Below are 15,289 nucleotides of genomic sequence, written 5' to 3'. Positions count from 1 at the left end.
GCCGTCAGCCGCCGTCGCGCACGGCGACGATGCCGTTGAAGACGCCGACGTACGCGGTGCCGTCGGGTCCGAGCGTGATCGGCGCCCAGTTGTTGTCGTACAGCGGCCCGGTGCCGGTCAGCTGCCGCCAGCGGCGCTCTCCGGTGCGGAAGTCCACCGCCGTCAGGTACCAGGCGTCGATCCCCCAGGCGTTGGGCTCCTTCTCGTAGAAGTAGAGCAGCCCGTTCGCGGTGGAGAGCTTGGGGACGACGGAGGGCGAGCGGACGGAGCTCTGCCACACCGTGTCGCAGCCGCTGCCGTCTGCGCGGACGTCGATCCGGCTGGCCCCGCCCACGACGGACTTGCCGAGCAGCAGACTGGTGAGGTTCTCGTAGCCGTAGTTGTTCTCGACGACGATGCTGTTGCCCCAGGTGATCAGGGAGTTGTCGGTGGTCGACGCGCCACTGGCGAACACCGGGACCTTGCAGACCAGCCGCCGGTCGGCGGGTACGTCGGCGCCCCGCCGGTAGACCAGGACGTTCATCCGGTCGTCGGCGTTGTCGGTGATGGCGACGTAACCGTCGCCGAAGAGGTCCGGGGTGGTGCCCGAACCCTGGTTCACGGAGCCGGGTTTGGTTCCCGTACCGCGGTCGTACGTCTGGCGCCACTGCACTTCGGGGGTGCCGTCGGCGGAGGCGCGGAAGCTGTAGAGGGCGTGGTCGGAGACGATCGACACACCGTCCTCGGCGACCGAGAAGGAGTTCTGGATCTCCTCCCCCGGGAGGCGGACCGAGCGGATCCGCGAGGTCTGCGGATCCACGGTGCCCACGCGGCCCTGGCGGGTGACCCACCAGATGAGGCCGTTCCAGTCGGGCATCACGGAGGTGACGGGGTCGCAGGTGCCGCTGGGCCGCAGGTTGGTCCAGGTGACGCAGTCGTGCGGGACCTGGCCGGTGAGGTCCCAGTCGTCGTCGACGTCGAACGTCCAGCTGCCGTCGGGCCGCTGCGCGTGCGAGAGGCGCAGGATGTGCTGGCGGGAGTCGGCCAGCACGGCCCGGTCCTGGTCGTCCAGGTAGAAGTAGGCGCCGCCCGAGGTGTCCTTGAAGATCTTCGAGAAGTCGAGGGAGGTGATCGCCTCGACCGTCGAGGAACGCTGCGGGAGCTGGTGTTCCGCGAGCGTGGACAGCGTACGGCGGTCGAGGAGCTTGACCTTGAAGCCGGTGAAGGTGCCGCACACGGTGACCAGGCGGCCTCCCGCGTCGAAGGTGGCGGTGGCGCATTCGCCGCCCAGAGCGGCGATCTTCTCGCTGCTCACCCGCGGGTTCCTGCCGAGCGGCCCGGACCACGGGGAGGTGGCGCTGCCCCCGGCGTCGGAGTGCATGCCGCTGCGGCCGTTGGGCGCGAGGAAGGGGTGCTGGGGCGGGGCCTCGCCGGGCAGCGGGACGGCGGCCGCGGCGGCGCCGTCGTAGTGGCTGACCAGGCGGTGGCCGGGGGCCTGGGGTATCTCCGCGGCCTGCGCCGGGGAGGTCCCGTACATCGCGGTGAACACGATGAGGGCGGGGACCACGGCGCAGTTCAGCGCTCTTCGGAACATCCGGACTTCCTCCGTTCTCTTCAGTTTTATTGACAGTGCGTATGACATCGCGCCGCCGCCAGACGCTAGATCGCACGGCCTGAGGAGTCCATGGAGGTGCCGGATGATTCACGAAGGCGCAACAGTTGATCAATCCGCCCCGGACCGCCGGCCTACGGGCGCAGCCCGGAGACCACCTGGGCCGTGGCGGTCAGACCGTCGTGGATGGTCGCCGCCATGCTGCTGCCGGCCAGGTAGAAGCCGAGCAGCGCGCAGACGAGGGCGTGGGAGAACTTGAGGCCGCCGCTGCGCATGAAGATCGACGCGAGGACGAGGAGCAGCACGACCACGGAGAGCGAGATCACCATCGATACCTCCTTAGGCGGCGCCATCGTGGCGCAGGAGGGGGTGCCTTCGGGCGAAACCCGTGTCCGCCGTACGGGTGTTGACCGTCCGTGACGGGCGGTCAGTGCTTGACGATCCCGTCCCGGTGGGTCGTACGGTCGCACCAGCGGGTGAGCGGGAACGGATCGCGGCCGACCGCCAGGAGCCCGGCCCCGGTCTCGGCGCGGCACTCCTCGACCACCCCCACCAGGGCGGCAGCGGTGGAGGCGTCCTCCATCGCGGTCATCTCGTCGCAGACCAGCCGGCGCGGGCGAGGCACCGAAGCGCGGGCCGGGCAGGCGCGTTGCAGCCGGCCGTCGCCGGCCTCGTGGGGGCGCCGGGCGGGCAGATCCGCGCCCAGTCCGACACGCGCGGCCCGCTCGGGGACCGCCTCGTCCGCTTCTGCGCGCCGGCCCGCGGCGCACGGGGCTTGCCGCGCCGCCCGCACCCGTGCCATATATGTCTAGACCTTTACGAGGAAGCGGAAGCCGAGGAAGGCCCCCCGTGCGACGCACCGCCCCCCTGCTCGCCCTCTGCCTGGCCGCCACCGGGCTCACCGCCTGCACCGCCGCCGACACCACACCCCCCGCGGCCCCCGCCGGGATCACCGCACAGGCCGGCAGCGCCACCTCCGTGCACGTGATGTGGCAGGCGGCGGCCCCGGCCGACGCGGTGACCAACTACCAGGTCTTCCAGGCGGGCCGGCTGGTGCGCGAACTCCCGGCCGACAAGACGATGGTGGACATCACCGGCCTCAGCCCGCAGACCGGCTACGCCTTCACGGTCCGGGCCCGCGACGCCGCCGGGAACACCTCCGCCCCGAGCGCCTCCGCCGAGGCCACCACCCCGGCCGCCAAGGCCGAGGACCGCCAGGCCCCCACCGCTCCCGCCCGCACCACGGGCCGGGCGGACGGCCCCCGGTCCGCCACGCTGTCCTGGTCCGCGGCGACCGACGACACGGGCGTGACCGCCTACGACGTCTACCAGGGCGGCATCCGGATCCACACGGCCGGCCCCGGCGAGACCGCCACCACCCTGACCGGCCTCCAGCCGGACACCGGCTACACCTTCACCGTCCGGGCCCGCGACGGCGCGGACAACTCCTCCCCCGACGGCCCCGCGGTGGACGTGACCACCCCGGCCTCCGCCGGGCAGGGACCGGGCACCGAGCCCGCCGGGTTCACCGCGACCGCCTCTCCCGGCGCCGTCACGCTGACCTGGACCGCCCCGGACACCGGCCGCCCGACCACCGAGTACGAGCTCCACGTCAACGGACGGCCCGTCACCGTCATCCAGTTCGGCGCCGGCGCCGTGCCCGCGCCCGGGGCCGCCGGGGTGGAGTACCGGCTCACGGTGACCGAACCGGCCGGCACCCGGTGGACGCTCAAGCTGCGCGCCCGGCTGCCCGACGGCAACTGGGGGGCCTTCTCCGCGGAGCGGAGCATCGTACTCGCGGCATGAGGCGCACGGCCGGTCTCCCGTCAACGTGACGGCAATCCGAACGGAACGGCACGTCCGGACGAGAAGATCGCGCACAATACAACCGTGTTCGGTGAGTACGCGTCCAACAGAAAACGGCCGGATTCCGCGGAAGCCGACGGCGATCCCGATCCGGCTCCCTGCGCCCCGCCGGGAAACCTGCCGCCCGACCCGGCGGGGTTCATCGGACGGGAGAGCGAACTCGCCCGACTGCACGACGTGTTGGGCTCCCACAGACTGACCACCCTCACCGGGGTGGGCGGTGTCGGCAAGTCCCGCCTCGCCCTGCGGGCCGTCAGCGATCCCGAACAGGCCCGGCCCGACGGGGTCTGGTGGGTGGAGCTCTCGCCGCTGCGCGATCCCGGCCTGCTCACCATGACCGTCGCCCACGCCGTGGGCCTGGCCGACCACTCCGCCCGCCCCCTCGACGAGGAGCTGTGCGCGTGGATGGCCGACAAGGAACTGCTCCTCGTCCTCGACACCTGCGAGCACATGGTGGCCGAATGCCGTCATCTCGTCGGTGAACTCCTGCAGTCCGCCCCCGGCCTGACGGTGCTGGTCACCTCCCGGGAACCCCTCGACAGCCCGTGCGAGAAGGTCGTCGAGGTCTGCCCCCTGCCCTGCGAGGGCGCCGACAGCGACGCCCTCGCCCTGTTCCGCGCCCGTGCCGTGGCCGCGACCCCCGATGCCGCGGCCGCCTTCGACGACCCCGGACGGGCACGGCTCGCGGCCGAGGTGTGCCGCCGCCTCGACGGCATCCCGCTGGCCCTGGAACTGGCCGGCGCCCGGCTGCGGCTGTGGACCCTGGAGCAGATGGCCCAGCGGCTCGGCACCCGCTTCGCCGTGCTGTCCGACAGCGGGCCCGGCCTGCAGCCCCGGCACCGGACGATGCGGACCGCGATCGGCTGGAGCCACGAACTGTGCGAGCCGGTGGAACGGCTGCTGTGGGCCCGGCTGTCCGTCTTCACCGGGGACTTCGACATCGCGGCCGCCCGGGCGGTCTGCTCGGGCGGCCCGCTGCCCGCCTCCCGGGTGGAGCGGGTGCTCGCGGGCCTGGTCGCGAAGTCCGTCGTACGGCGCACCCTGGAGCGGGGGGCGGGCGCCCGCTACCGGATGCTGGACACCATCCGCGAGTACGGCCACGACTGGCTGACCGAGCTCGGCGAGGTGCAGACCGTCGCCGACCGGCACGCCCACTGGTACGCGGCGCTCTGCCAGGCCGCCGACCGGGGCTGGATGAGCCCTGAACAGGTCGACTGGTACCGCAGGATGACCGCCGAGCACGCCCAGCTGCGGACGGCACTGGAGCACCTCATCGGCGCGGACCCGGCGGCCGCTCTGGAGATGGCCGGGGCCCTGTGGTTCTTCTGGTTCTCCTGCGGACACGTCCACGAGGGCCGGGGCTTCCTGGAACGGGCCCTGCGGACGGCCCCGGGGACGGGCGCCGCGTACACCCAGGCCCTGTGGGCGCTCGGGCTGACCGCCCTGCTCCAGGGGGACATGGACGCGGCCCGGGAACTCGGCGCGGAGTGCACCCGCGCGGCGGCCCGGCTGGCGGACCCCGAGCCGGAGCTGCGCGCCGCGTACCTGCACGGGGTCTCGGTGCTGATGCCCGGTGATCCGGTACGGGCCCTGGAGCTCGCCGGCCCCCGGGCACGGGCCGGCCACGGCGGCCGGACCAGCGGCCCGGGCTGGCTGCTGTGCCGGCTGGCCACCGGGTACGCCCTGTGCGACCTGGAGCGCTTCGAGGAGGCCGCCGACGAGGCCCGGGGACTGCGCGAGGCCTGCGCGGAGCTGGGCGAGCGCTGGCTGCGGGCGTATGCGGACTACATCCTGGCGGTCGCCGCGCTCGGGCTCGGCCACCACGGGGAGGCGGCGCGCCACGTACGGGCGATGCTCTCCGGGAAACGGCTGCTCGGCGACCGGTTCGGCATCGCGCTCGGCCTGGACGTACTCGCGGCGGCGGTGGCGGCGCTGGGCGACGGGGAGCTCGCGGCGCGGCTGCTGGGCACCGGGCACGCCTGGTGGCGCACGGTCGGCCGGCCGCAGATGGGCTCACCCTCGCTGACGGCCCTGCGGGACCGGGGCGAGCGACAGGCCCGCGCGGCGATCGGGGACGCGGCGTACGAGGCCGCGTTCCTGGGCGGCACGGCAGCGCCCACCGGCTGAACTCCGGCCGGTGGGGCCGCATGACGTCGGGGCTCCCGTCAGTACGGGAGGGGTCTGCCCGACGGTGTGCGCAGGTCCAGGTCTCGTGGTGCGGGCTTGGGGACGGGCTTGCGGATCAGCTGCTGGCGCATGCTGCCTCCTAGCTCAGACCAGGGCCGGGCGGCGGGGTTCCACCGCGCGGCCGTCGGGGAGCAGCTCACCGGTGTCGTCGAAGACCACCAGACCGTTGCAGAGCAGGCTCCAGCCCTGTTCGGGGCGGAAGGCCACGGTGCGGGCGGCGTCGTGATCGGCGCTGTCGGCGGACGGGCAGGGGGGCTGGTGGGAGCACATGGCGCACCTCCTCGCAGTGTGGGGCGGGAGGGCCGGTGGTCACCCGGTCGAATCCGCGATCCACGGTGGCGGTGAGTATTGCTGATCGCCGCCCCCGGACGGAACCCATTTCGGCAGTCCAGTTCAGGGTGTGTATGCCCGCTCACCATGCGCTCATGCCGGGTATCCGGATCGTTCACCCGACGCCCCTTGGCGGGCCCCGCCGCCGTGCCCCGCAGGGGTGTTCACCCCCGGCGCGGGCGTGGCCGGGATCACGTCCGGCGCGGGCCCTCGCCCGGCTGCCGCCGCGCGGGCGCGGGCTAGGGTGCCGGTGATCACCGGCCGCCCGGCGATCACCGCGAGACCCCGCGAGACCCGAGGAGAGATCCGTGGCCACTCCGCCACCGCAGCACGGCGCCGGCCCCTACCACCCGTACGGCCCGCAGCAGGGCCTCCCCCACTCCCCGTACGGCGTGCCGCCGCAGCCGGTCCCGTACGGCCACCGGCAGATGCCGCAGGCCCCGTACGGCTGCCGCGTGTGCGGGGCCCAGCCGGCCGTGCGGGCCACCGTGCGGGGGCACCAGGGGATGGTGGTGCTCATGCGGTTCCTGCGCCAGGAGGGGCCGTTCTGCCGCGACTGCGGGCTCGCCACCTACCGCAAGATGTCCGCGGACACGCTGTGGCAGGGCTGGTGGGGCCCGCTGTCGGTGTTCATCACACCGGTCACCGTGCTGCTGAACCTCGGCGCGCGCTCGAGCTTCCTCAGGCTCGCTCCCCCGGCCGGCGCCATCGTGCCCTCGCTGAGCCCCGGCAAGCCGCTGTGGCGCCGCCCGCCGGCGCTGGTCTTCCTCACGGCGACCGTGCTCATCGCCTTGGCTCCGCCCCTGCTCGTGCTGCTGGGCCTGATGGCCGGGAAGGACGGTCTGCCGACCGGCCCGGCCATCGGGACCTGCGTGCGCGACGCGGACAAGCTGCGCAACGAGAAGCTGGTGCCGGAACCCTGCGGTTCCCCGCTGGCCAAGTACCTGGTCACCAGGGAACGGGGCACCGGCGGCGCGGACTGCGCCGACGGCGACCTGATCAGCGTCCCCGACAAGTGGGTCGAGGGCGCCCACTCGCTGTGCCTCACGCCCGTGCACTGACGGAACCGCCCGTCAGGCACGGCGCGCGGGCGTCCGGCGCCGGTCCGCTAGCGGATCGGCATCTGCGAGATCGTGCGGGCGATCACCAGGCGCTGGATCTCGCTGGTGCCCTCGAAGATCGTGTAGATCGCGCTGTCGCGGTGCATGCGCTCCACCGGGTACTCGCGGGTGAAGCCGTTGCCGCCGAGGATCTGGACCGCCTGGGCGGTGACCTTCTTGGCCATCTCGCTCGCGAACAGCTTCGACATGGAGCCCTCCGCCGAGGTGAAGGGCTTGCCCGCGACCGCCATCCAGGAGGCCCGCCACACGAGCAGCCGGGCCGCGTCGATGGAGGTGCGCATGTCGGCGAGCTGGAAGGCGACGCCCTGGTTGTCGATGATCGGACGGCCGAACTGCGTACGGGTCTTGGCGTAGTCGAGGGCGACCTCGTACGCCGCGCGCGCGGTGCCGACGGCCATGGCGCCGACCGCCGGGCGGGAGGCCTCGAAGGTGGCCATGGCGGCGTTCTTCACGCGCTCGCCACCGCCGCCGGCCTTGGCCCGCTCGTGGGCCCGCGCGAGCCGCTCGTCCAGCTTCTCCTTGCCGCCGAGCAGGCAGGAGCCGGGGACGCGGACGTCCTCCAGGACCACTTCGGCGGTGTGCGAGGCGCGGATGCCGTGCTTCTTGAACTTCTGGCCCTGGGACAGGCCGGGGGTGTTCGGCGGCACGATGAAGGACGCGTGGCCCTTGGTGCCGAGCTCGGGGTCGACGACGGCGACGACGATGTGGACGTTGGCGATGCCGCCGTTGGTCGCCCAGGTCTTGGTGCCGTTGAGCACCCACTCGTCCTTGGCCTGGTCGTAGACGGCGCGGGTGCGCATCGAGCCGACGTCGGATCCGGCGTCCGGCTCGGAGGAGCAGAAGGCGGCGACCTTCACGTCGTCGGGGGTGCCGTACATCTGCGGGATCCAGGTCCCGATCTGCTCCTCGGTGCCGTTGGCGACGACGCCGATGGCGGCGAGCCCGGTGCCCACGATCGACAGGGCGATGCCCGCGTCACCCCAGAACAGCTCCTCCATGGCCATCGGGATGCCCAGGCCGGTAGGGTCGAAGAACTGCTGGGCGTAGAAGTCGAGCGAGTAGATGCCGACCTTCGCGGCCTCCTGGATGACGGGCCACGGAGTCTCTTCTCGCTCGTCCCATTCCGCGGCGGCGGGCCGGATCACTTCGGCCGCGAAGCCGTGGATCCAGTCGCGTACCTGCTTCTGGTCGTCATTGAGCTCCATGGTGAACTCCGCCATGTTCCCCTCCAGCTGTGCGTCCACCAGTGCGTTACTAGCGGTAACCCATACGGTGACCACAGTCTGTTACCGGCGAGTAGGCACTGTCAAGCAGCGCAGCCCGCGGCGCAGCCGATTCGATCGCGAGGGTGTGCGGGGTGTTACGTTGCGTGGGCGTCACGCACCATCGCAAGGGCGGGGAGAGAAACACGTCATGGAGACCACTCAGCAGGCCGGGGAACCGGGAGCGGCCGAGCGCCGCAGGCGGGAGCTGCTCGAAGCGGCCGACCGGGTCGTCCTCCGGGACGGCCCCAAGGCGTCCATGAACGCCATCGCGGCGGAGGCCGGCATCACCAAGCCGATCCTCTACCGGCACTTCGGCGACAAGGCCGGGCTCTACCAGGCCCTCGCCGTCCGGCACACCGACGCGCTGCTCGACTCGCTGCGGGCCGCGCTCGACGCCCCGGCCGAGCGCCGCAGTCGCGTCGAGTCCACCCTCGACACCTACCTCGCGGCCATCGAGGCCCGGCCGCAGGTGTACCGGTTCCTCATGCACCCGGCCGAGGACTCGCACGCCGCCGAGCGGGGCTTCGACGTGGGCCTGCACTCGGCGCCGCTGCTGCGCCGGCTCGGCGAGGAGCTCGCCGACGTGATCGGCGAGCGCGTGGACCTCGGCCCCGGCGGCGAACGCCTGGCCCGGATCTGGGGCCACGGCATCGTCGGCATGATGCACGCCGCCGGAGACTGGTGGCTGGGGGAACGCCCCTGCGACCGGGCCGAGTTGGTCACCGGGCTCACCGACCTGCTGTGGGGCCGCCTGGCCACGGCCGGCAACCGTGTGGACGGCCCGGGGTTCTGAGGGCCGCCGGGGCCGCGCTCAGCCCTGCGTGTCCCGGGCGGCGGCCCGCGCGCCCCACGGCGTCTTGCGGATCGCCCGCCGCAGCCGCCTGGCGCGCAGCCCGGTGACCCGGTCCGCGTAGACCGTGCCGTCGAGGTGGTCGCACTCGTGCTGAAGGCAGCGCGCGAAGAAACCGGTGCCCTCGATCCGCACGGGCGCGCCGGCGGAGGTGACCCCCTCGACGACCGCGCGGTCGAAGCGGACCGTGCCCGCCTCCAGGCCGGGCAGCGACAGGCAGCCCTCGGGGCCGCGGAACCCGTCCCCGTCGGCCTCCACCAGGCGCGGGTTGACGATGTGCCCGACGTGGCGGACGTCCTCGTCGTCGGGGCAGTCGTACACGAACACCCGCTGCCCGACGCCGATCTGGTTCGCGGCGAGGCCGACGCCCTCGGCGGCGTACATCGTCGCGAACATGTCCTCGATGAGCCGGTCGAGGGCCGGGCCGAACGCGGTGACCTCCTCGCACGGCGAGTGGAGCACCGGGTCGCCCAGCAGGCTCATGGTGCGGACGAGGCCGGCGGTACCGGGGATGGGGCGCTGTCGCATGGCCGTAAGGGTACGACGGGCGAATATATGAGGAGATCTGCGGCACCTCAGGGCGCCGCGGTCAAGGCCCCGGCCGGTACTGGATAGGCTGGGGCCGACCGACGCAAGGAGGACAAGGGACGATGGCAGGCAACACAGAGCCGCTTTCGCCGCGGGCCAAGCTGGCCGTGACGGCGGGCAAGGCCGCGGCGGCGGTGTCGCGGGCCGCGGGACGCGGAAGCGGATCGGTGATCGGTGGCAAGGTCGCACTCAAACTCGACCCCGATCTCCTCGGAGCGCTCGCGCAGCATCTCGACGTCGTCCTCGTCTCCGCGACGAACGGCAAGACCACGACCACCCGGCTGATCGCCGAGGCCCTGCGGGCCAGCGGACCGGTCGTCTCCAACGCCCTCGGCGCGAACATGCCGGCCGGCATCACCTCCGCCCTCGCGGGCGGATCCGACGCCAAGTACGGCGTCATCGAGGTGGACGAGAAGTACCTCGCCGGAGTCGCCCGGGACGTCACCCCCAAGGTGATCGCCCTGCTGAACCTCTCCCGCGACCAGCTGGACCGCGCCGCCGAGACCCGCATGCTCGCGGAGAAGTGGCGCGAGGGCCTCCAGGGCTCCAAGGCCGTCATCGTCGCCAACTGCGACGACCCGCTCATCGTGTGGTCGGCCTCGTCCTCGCAGAACGTGGTGTGGGTCGCCGCCGGCCAGGAGTGGAAGGACGACGCCTGGTCGTGCCCCTCCTGCGGTGGCGTCATGCAGCGCCCCGGCGACGACTGGTTCTGCGGCGAGTGCGGATTCCGGCGCCCCGCCCCGAGCTGGGTGCTGTCCGGGGACCACGTACTGGACCCGCACGGCTCGGCCTGGCCGATCCACCTCCAGCTGCCCGGCCGCGCCAACAAGGCGAACGCCGCCACCTCGGCCGCCGTGGCCGCCGTCTTCGGCGTCCCGCCGCAGGTGGCGCTGGAGCGGATGTACCAGGTGCAGGCCGTCGCCGGCCGCTACGACGTGGTGAACTTCCAGGGCCGTGAGCTGCGGCTGCTGCTCGCGAAGAACCCGGCGGGCTGGCTCGAGACGTTCTCGCTGATCGACCCGCCGCCGACCCCGGTGATCCTCTCGGTGAACGCACGCGGCGCCGACGGCACGGACACCTCCTGGCTGTGGGACGTGGACTACCCGCGCCTGGCCGGCCACCCGATCTTCGTGATCGGCGACCGCAAGCTGGACCTGGCGGTCCGCCTGGAGGTCGCGGGCCTGGACTTCCGCGTGTGCGAGACCCTCGACGAGGCCGTGCAGCTGGCGCCGCCCGGGCAGATCGAGCTGATCGCCAACTACACCGCCTTCCAGGACGTGCGCCGCCGCGTCGGCAACTAGAACTCCCACCTGAACCGCAGAGGACAAGAGCATGAGCGACAACAGCCTGCGTCTGGTGTGGGTCTACCCGGACCTGCTGAGCACGTACGGAGACCAGGGCAACGCCCTCGTGGTGGAGCGCCGGGCGCGCCAGCGCGGCCTGGACGTGCAGCGCGTGGACGTGCGCAGCGACCAGCCCATCCCGACCTCGGGCGACATCTACCTGATCGGCGGCGGTGAGGACCGCCCGCAGCGGCTCGCCGCGGAGCGACTGCTGCGCGACGGCGGTCTGGAGCGGGCCGTCTCGAACGGGGCGATCGTCTTCTCCGTCTGCGCCGGCTACCAGATCCTCGGCAACGAGTTCGTCAACGACATGGGCGAGCGCCAGGAGGGCCTCGGCCTGCTGGACGTGGTCACGGTGCGCGGCGAGGGCGAGCGGTGCGTCGGCGACGTCCTCGCGGACATCGACCCGCGCCTGAACCTGCCGCAGCTGACCGGCTTCGAGAACCACCAGGGCGTCACCCACCTCGGGCCGACCGCCCGCCCCTTCGCCCGGGTCTCGATGGGCCGCGGCAACGGCACCGGCGACGGCACCGAGGGCGCGTACAACGACACGGTCTTCGGCACGTACATGCACGGCCCCGTGATGGCCCGCAACCCGCAGATCGCGGACCTGCTGCTGAAGCTGGCCCTCGACGTGAACGCGCTGCCGCCCATCGACGACCGGTGGTACGAGGCGCTGCGCGCCGAGCGGATCGCGTCCGCCACACAGCCCGCGTAACGCCGCGCGGACCGCTCATCGGGGCGGCCCCGCAATCATGTGTTCGGCCCGGTTTTCCCTTGGGGGAACCGGGCCGACGTCGTTTCGTACGACGAGCATGACCAGCATGTGGAGGATGGTTCAGTCCACCGCTCCACCGCTTGTAGGGTGGCCGTAGTTCCAACCGGACGACGTGGTCCGGTCGTCGGCCCACGTTGCAAAGGTTCCCCCTGCCATGCGCATTGGTGTGCTCACTTCCGGAGGCGACTGCCCCGGCCTCAATGCCGTCATCCGCTCCGTCGTGCACCGCTCCGTCGTCGACCACGGCGACGAGGTCATCGGCTTCCACGACGGCTGGCGCGGCCTGCTGGAGTGCGACTACCGCAAGCTGGACCTCGACGCCGTGAGCGGCATCCTGGCCCGCGGCGGCACCATCCTCGGCTCCTCCCGCGTCCAGCCCGCGCACCTGCGCGACGGCGTGGAGCGGGCCCGCGGGCACGTGGCCGACCTGGGCCTGGACGCCATCATCCCGATCGGCGGCGAGGGCACCCTGAAGGCCGCGAACCTGCTGTCGCAGGCAGGCCTGCCGATCGTGGGCGTGCCGAAGACCATCGACAACGACATCGCATCGACGGACGTCACCTTCGGCTTCGACACCGCCGTCGGGGTCGCCACCGAGGCCCTGGACCGGCTGAAGACCACCGCCGAGTCCCACCAGCGCGTGATGGTCGTGGAGGTCATGGGCCGGCACACCGGCTGGATCGCCCTGCACTCGGGCATGGCGGCCGGCGCGCACGCCATCGTGGTCCCGGAGCGCCCCTTCGACATCGACGAGCTGACGGCGATCGTGGGCGAGCGCTTCTCCGCGGGCAAGCGGTTCGCGATCGTCGTGGTCGCCGAGGGCGCCAAGCCGCGCGCCGGCTCCATGGACTTCCAGGAGGGCGGCACCGACCAGTACGGGCACGAGCGCTTCGCCGGCATCGGCAACCTGCTCGCGGTCGAGCTGGAGCGCCGTCTGGGCAAGGAGGCCCGTCCGGTCATCCTGGGCCACGTCCAGCGCGGCGGTACGCCGACCGCGTACGACCGGGTCCTGGCCACCCGCTTCGGCTGGCACGCGGTGGAGGCCGCGCACCGCGGCGAGTTCGGGATGCTGACCGCGCTGCGCGGCACCGAGATCGAGATGGTCCCGCTCGCCGACGCCGTGCAGACCCTCAAGACGGTCCCGTCCGAGCGCTACGCCGAGGCGCAGAACGTTCTGTGATGTTTCCCCCCTTCTGCGCCATAACCCCGTAATGGCCGCCCCCGAACGCGATCGCGTCCGGGGGCGGCACTACTGTGGTGGGGCAGCACAGGTCAAGGGAGTGAACAGATGGATCACAGCGGTCACGGCATGGACATGAACATGGACATGGACCTGCCGCCGTTCACTCTCGGGCGCGGGCTGGAGTTCTCCTTCGACGCGTTCTTCCTGATCGGCTCGCTGGTGGGCCTCGGCCTGTACCTGTGGGGCGTGCTGCGGCTGCGCCGCCGCGGGGACGCCTGGCCGCCGGGCCGGACCATCGCCTTCACCACGGGCGTGCTGACCGTGGCCCTGGTGATGTGCACCAAGCTGAACGACTACGGCATGGTCATGTTCAGCGTGCACATGGTCCAGCACATGGTCATCAGCATGCTCTCCCCGATCCTGCTGCTGCTCGGCGCGCCGGTGACGCTGGCGCTGCGCGCGCTGCCTCCGGCGGCGCGGGGCACCAAGGGGCCGCGCGAACTGCTGCTGATGCTGCTGCACAGCCGCTACATGAAGGTGATCACCCACCCGGTGTTCACGATCCCCCTGTTCATCGCCAGCCTCTACGCCCTGTACTTCACCCCGCTCTTCGACTTCCTGATGGAGAGCAAGGCCGGGCACATCGGCATGATGGTGCACTTCCTGGCCGTCGGCCTCGTCTTCTTCTGGCCGATCATGGGCGTGGACCCCGGTCCGCACCGCCCCGGCTACGTGATGCGGATGCTGGAGCTCTTCGCCGGCATGCCGTTCCACGCCTTCTTCGGCATCGCGCTGATGATGGCGAGCGAGCCGATGATCAAGACGTACGCGAACCCGCCGGCCTCCCTCGGCATCGACCCGCTCCTCGACCAGCAGTGGGGCGGCGGCATCGCCTGGGCCTTCAGCGAGATCCCGTCGGTGCTCGTGCTGATCGCGCTGGTCTACCAGTGGTACCACTCCGAACAGCGGGCGGCGAAGCGCTCCGACCGGGCCGCGGACCGCGACGGCGACCAGGAGCTGGAGGCGTACAACTCCTATCTCGCCTCGCTCCAAGCGCGTGGCCAGTAGCGCGGCAGGACCTTCGCGCGCGACCATGGGGCATGACCGGATCCGTTAAGGCGATGGCCGTCATGACCTTCGCCGCTCTGGTGGCCGTCGCCACGTATTCCGTGGCCCTCGGCAGCAACGGCTGGCTGTGGTTCGGCTGGGTGGTCCTCGGCCTGCTCACCGCCGGCATGGCCGCGTCCCGCAAGCCCTGAACCGGCGCCCGCGCACCTCACCCCCGCCTCCCGCCCCGGCCGCCCCTCCCGGCCCGCCGGCCGCGGGGCCGGGCTGCCTTCCGTGGTCGTCCTGTGCCGGCCCGGCCGGTGGGATTCTGGTTCGCCATGCCCATCCGGCACCGTGTCCGGCACACTGACCTGACCCCAGGTGAAGGGAAAATGCCCCGGTGTTCTACCACTTGCTCAAGCACGTGCTGCTCGGTCCGCTGCTCCGGCTGCTGTTCCGGCCTCGCATCGAGGGACTGGAGAACATCCCGGCGGAGGGGGCCGCGATCATCGCGGGCAACCACCTGTCGTTCTCCGACCACTTCCTGATGCCGGCCATCCTCAAACGCCGGATCACCTTCCTCGCGAAGGCCGAGTACTTCACGGGCCCCGGTGTGAAGGGGCGGCTGACCGCGTTCTTCTTCCGCAGCGCCGGGCAGATCCCGGTGGACCGCTCCGGCAAGGACGCCGGGCAGGCCGCGCTGCGCGAGGGGCTCGGGGTACTGGCCAAGGGCGAGCTGCTGGGCATCTACCCGGAGGGCACCCGCTCCCACGACGGGCGGCTCTACAAGGGCAAGGTGGGCGTCGCCGCGATGGCGCTCGGGGCCGGGGTGCCCGTCGTCCCGTGCGCGATGGTCGGCACCTTCGAGATCCAGCCTCCGGGACAGAAGATCCCGAACATCCGGCGGGTGACCATCCGCTTCGGCGAGCCGCTGGAATTCTCCCGCTACGCCGGGATGGAAGGCGAGCGGGCCGTTCTGCGGGCCGTCACCGACGAGATCATGTACGCGGTCCTCGGGCTGTCCGGCCAGGAGTACGTCGACCGGTACGCCGCCGAGGTGAAGGCGGAAGAGGAGGAGGCACGGAAGAAGGCCCGGCGCAAAACGCGCTGAGCCTCCTCCCGTGCCGTTTCACGCCGTCG

The 15,289-nt window shown here is 72.2% G+C and carries 15 protein-coding genes and 1 pseudogene; 10 read left to right on the top strand and 6 right to left on the bottom strand.

The window, feature by feature from the left end:
• Positions 1 to 4: 4 nt before the first annotated feature.
• The 3 genes and pseudogenes from ACFY1T_RS14350 to ACFY1T_RS14340 all read right to left on the bottom strand — a co-directional run.
• The gene (locus tag ACFY1T_RS14350; protein WP_390788376.1) at positions 5 to 1,573 is read right to left on the bottom strand and encodes a hypothetical protein; all 1,569 of its coding nucleotides are present in this window, start codon (positions 1,571 to 1,573) and stop codon (positions 5 to 7) included.
• 152 nt (positions 1,574 to 1,725) lie between these two features.
• Positions 1,726 to 1,920 carry a hypothetical protein gene (locus ACFY1T_RS14345; protein WP_390788375.1) on the bottom strand — a complete coding sequence of 65 codons (195 nt, stop codon included), beginning with the start codon at positions 1,918 to 1,920 and terminating at the stop codon, positions 1,726 to 1,728.
• A 98-nt stretch (positions 1,921 to 2,018) separates the two neighbouring features.
• Positions 2,019 to 2,357: pseudogene (locus tag ACFY1T_RS14340) on the bottom strand (ABC transporter ATP-binding protein); the annotation flags it as partial.
• An 83-nt stretch (positions 2,358 to 2,440) separates the two neighbouring features.
• Here ACFY1T_RS14340 and ACFY1T_RS14335 point away from each other — a divergent pair.
• Together ACFY1T_RS14335 and ACFY1T_RS14330 are read left to right on the top strand one after the other, a co-directional pair.
• Positions 2,441 to 3,397 (top strand): fibronectin type III domain-containing protein, encoded by a 957-nt coding sequence (locus ACFY1T_RS14335; RefSeq protein WP_390788374.1) that lies wholly within the window; start codon positions 2,441 to 2,443, stop codon positions 3,395 to 3,397.
• Between the two features lie 84 nt (positions 3,398 to 3,481).
• Positions 3,482 to 5,584: an ATP-binding protein gene (locus ACFY1T_RS14330; protein WP_390788373.1), complete on the top strand. Its 2,103-nt coding sequence runs from the start codon at positions 3,482 to 3,484 to the stop codon at positions 5,582 to 5,584.
• 144 nt (positions 5,585 to 5,728) lie between these two features.
• Here ACFY1T_RS14330 and ACFY1T_RS14325 read toward each other — a convergent pair whose 3' ends face one another.
• Entirely contained in the window at positions 5,729 to 5,914 is a 186-nt protein-coding gene (locus ACFY1T_RS14325; protein WP_030158228.1) for a DUF5999 family protein, read from the bottom strand.
• Positions 5,915 to 6,282: 368 nt separating this feature from the next.
• On the opposite strand from ACFY1T_RS14325, the gene ACFY1T_RS14320 reads away from it, so the two are divergent.
• Complete coding sequence (locus ACFY1T_RS14320; RefSeq protein WP_390788372.1) at positions 6,283 to 7,035, top strand: hypothetical protein; 753 nt, start codon at positions 6,283 to 6,285, stop codon at positions 7,033 to 7,035.
• Positions 7,036 to 7,082: 47 nt separating this feature from the next.
• On the opposite strand, the gene ACFY1T_RS14315 is transcribed toward ACFY1T_RS14320, so the two are convergent.
• Positions 7,083 to 8,315: an acyl-CoA dehydrogenase family protein gene (locus ACFY1T_RS14315; protein ID WP_390788608.1), complete on the bottom strand. Its 1,233-nt coding sequence runs from the start codon at positions 8,313 to 8,315 to the stop codon at positions 7,083 to 7,085.
• Between the two features lie 193 nt (positions 8,316 to 8,508).
• On the opposite strand from ACFY1T_RS14315, the gene ACFY1T_RS14310 reads away from it, so the two are divergent.
• Positions 8,509 to 9,153, top strand: a complete 645-nt coding sequence (locus tag ACFY1T_RS14310) for a TetR family transcriptional regulator (RefSeq protein WP_030860645.1) — start codon at positions 8,509 to 8,511, stop codon at positions 9,151 to 9,153.
• An 18-nt stretch (positions 9,154 to 9,171) separates the two neighbouring features.
• Here the strand turns inward: ACFY1T_RS14310 and def are convergent, their stop codons facing one another.
• Positions 9,172 to 9,738: a peptide deformylase gene (gene def / locus ACFY1T_RS14305; RefSeq protein WP_390788371.1), complete on the bottom strand. Its 567-nt coding sequence runs from the start codon at positions 9,736 to 9,738 to the stop codon at positions 9,172 to 9,174.
• Positions 9,739 to 9,860: 122 nt separating this feature from the next.
• On the opposite strand from def, the gene ACFY1T_RS14300 reads away from it, so the two are divergent.
• From ACFY1T_RS14300 to ACFY1T_RS14275, 6 genes are all read left to right on the top strand, one after another.
• Positions 9,861 to 11,099, top strand: a complete 1,239-nt coding sequence (locus tag ACFY1T_RS14300; protein ID WP_030158239.1) for a MurT ligase domain-containing protein — start codon at positions 9,861 to 9,863, stop codon at positions 11,097 to 11,099.
• A gap of 31 nt (positions 11,100 to 11,130) precedes the next feature.
• On the top strand, positions 11,131 to 11,859 hold the full coding sequence (locus ACFY1T_RS14295; RefSeq protein ID WP_030860647.1) for a type 1 glutamine amidotransferase: 729 nt from the start codon (positions 11,131 to 11,133) through the stop codon (positions 11,857 to 11,859).
• Positions 11,860 to 12,073: 214 nt separating this feature from the next.
• The gene (locus ACFY1T_RS14290; RefSeq protein ID WP_030860648.1) at positions 12,074 to 13,099 is read left to right on the top strand and encodes a 6-phosphofructokinase; all 1,026 of its coding nucleotides are present in this window, start codon (positions 12,074 to 12,076) and stop codon (positions 13,097 to 13,099) included.
• A gap of 108 nt (positions 13,100 to 13,207) precedes the next feature.
• Positions 13,208 to 14,170: a cytochrome c oxidase assembly protein gene (locus ACFY1T_RS14285; protein WP_390788370.1), complete on the top strand. Its 963-nt coding sequence runs from the start codon at positions 13,208 to 13,210 to the stop codon at positions 14,168 to 14,170.
• A 32-nt stretch (positions 14,171 to 14,202) separates the two neighbouring features.
• On the top strand, positions 14,203 to 14,361 hold the full coding sequence (locus ACFY1T_RS14280; RefSeq protein ID WP_030860651.1) for a hypothetical protein: 159 nt from the start codon (positions 14,203 to 14,205) through the stop codon (positions 14,359 to 14,361).
• A 188-nt stretch (positions 14,362 to 14,549) separates the two neighbouring features.
• Positions 14,550 to 15,260: a 1-acyl-sn-glycerol-3-phosphate acyltransferase gene (locus ACFY1T_RS14275; protein WP_030860653.1), complete on the top strand. Its 711-nt coding sequence runs from the start codon at positions 14,550 to 14,552 to the stop codon at positions 15,258 to 15,260.
• The last annotated feature ends 29 nt before the right edge of the window (positions 15,261 to 15,289 follow it).

This window comes from Streptomyces sp. NPDC001194 (assembly GCF_042896985.1).
GTDB lineage: Bacteria > Actinomycetota > Actinomycetes > Streptomycetales > Streptomycetaceae > Streptomyces.
This window is presented reverse-complemented; position numbering and strand designations above follow the sequence as displayed.

Coding starts and splice junctions, on each gene's coding strand:
- ACFY1T_RS14315 (WP_390788608.1), bottom strand. CDS start 8,315: ATGGCGGAGTTCACCATGGAGCTCAATGACGACCAGAAGCAGGTACGC.
- ACFY1T_RS14295 (WP_030860647.1), top strand. CDS start 11,131: ATGAGCGACAACAGCCTGCGTCTGGTGTGGGTCTACCCGGACCTGCTG.
- ACFY1T_RS14350 (WP_390788376.1), bottom strand. CDS start 1,573: ATGTTCCGAAGAGCGCTGAACTGCGCCGTGGTCCCCGCCCTCATCGTG.
- ACFY1T_RS14280 (WP_030860651.1), top strand. CDS start 14,203: ATGACCGGATCCGTTAAGGCGATGGCCGTCATGACCTTCGCCGCTCTG.
- ACFY1T_RS14300 (WP_030158239.1), top strand. CDS start 9,861: ATGGCAGGCAACACAGAGCCGCTTTCGCCGCGGGCCAAGCTGGCCGTG.
- def (WP_390788371.1), bottom strand. CDS start 9,738: ATGCGACAGCGCCCCATCCCCGGTACCGCCGGCCTCGTCCGCACCATG.
- ACFY1T_RS14345 (WP_390788375.1), bottom strand. CDS start 1,920: ATGGTGATCTCGCTCTCCGTGGTCGTGCTGCTCCTCGTCCTCGCGTCG.
- ACFY1T_RS14285 (WP_390788370.1), top strand. CDS start 13,208: ATGGATCACAGCGGTCACGGCATGGACATGAACATGGACATGGACCTG.
- ACFY1T_RS14290 (WP_030860648.1), top strand. CDS start 12,074: ATGCGCATTGGTGTGCTCACTTCCGGAGGCGACTGCCCCGGCCTCAAT.
- ACFY1T_RS14325 (WP_030158228.1), bottom strand. CDS start 5,914: ATGTGCTCCCACCAGCCCCCCTGCCCGTCCGCCGACAGCGCCGATCAC.
- ACFY1T_RS14310 (WP_030860645.1), top strand. CDS start 8,509: ATGGAGACCACTCAGCAGGCCGGGGAACCGGGAGCGGCCGAGCGCCGC.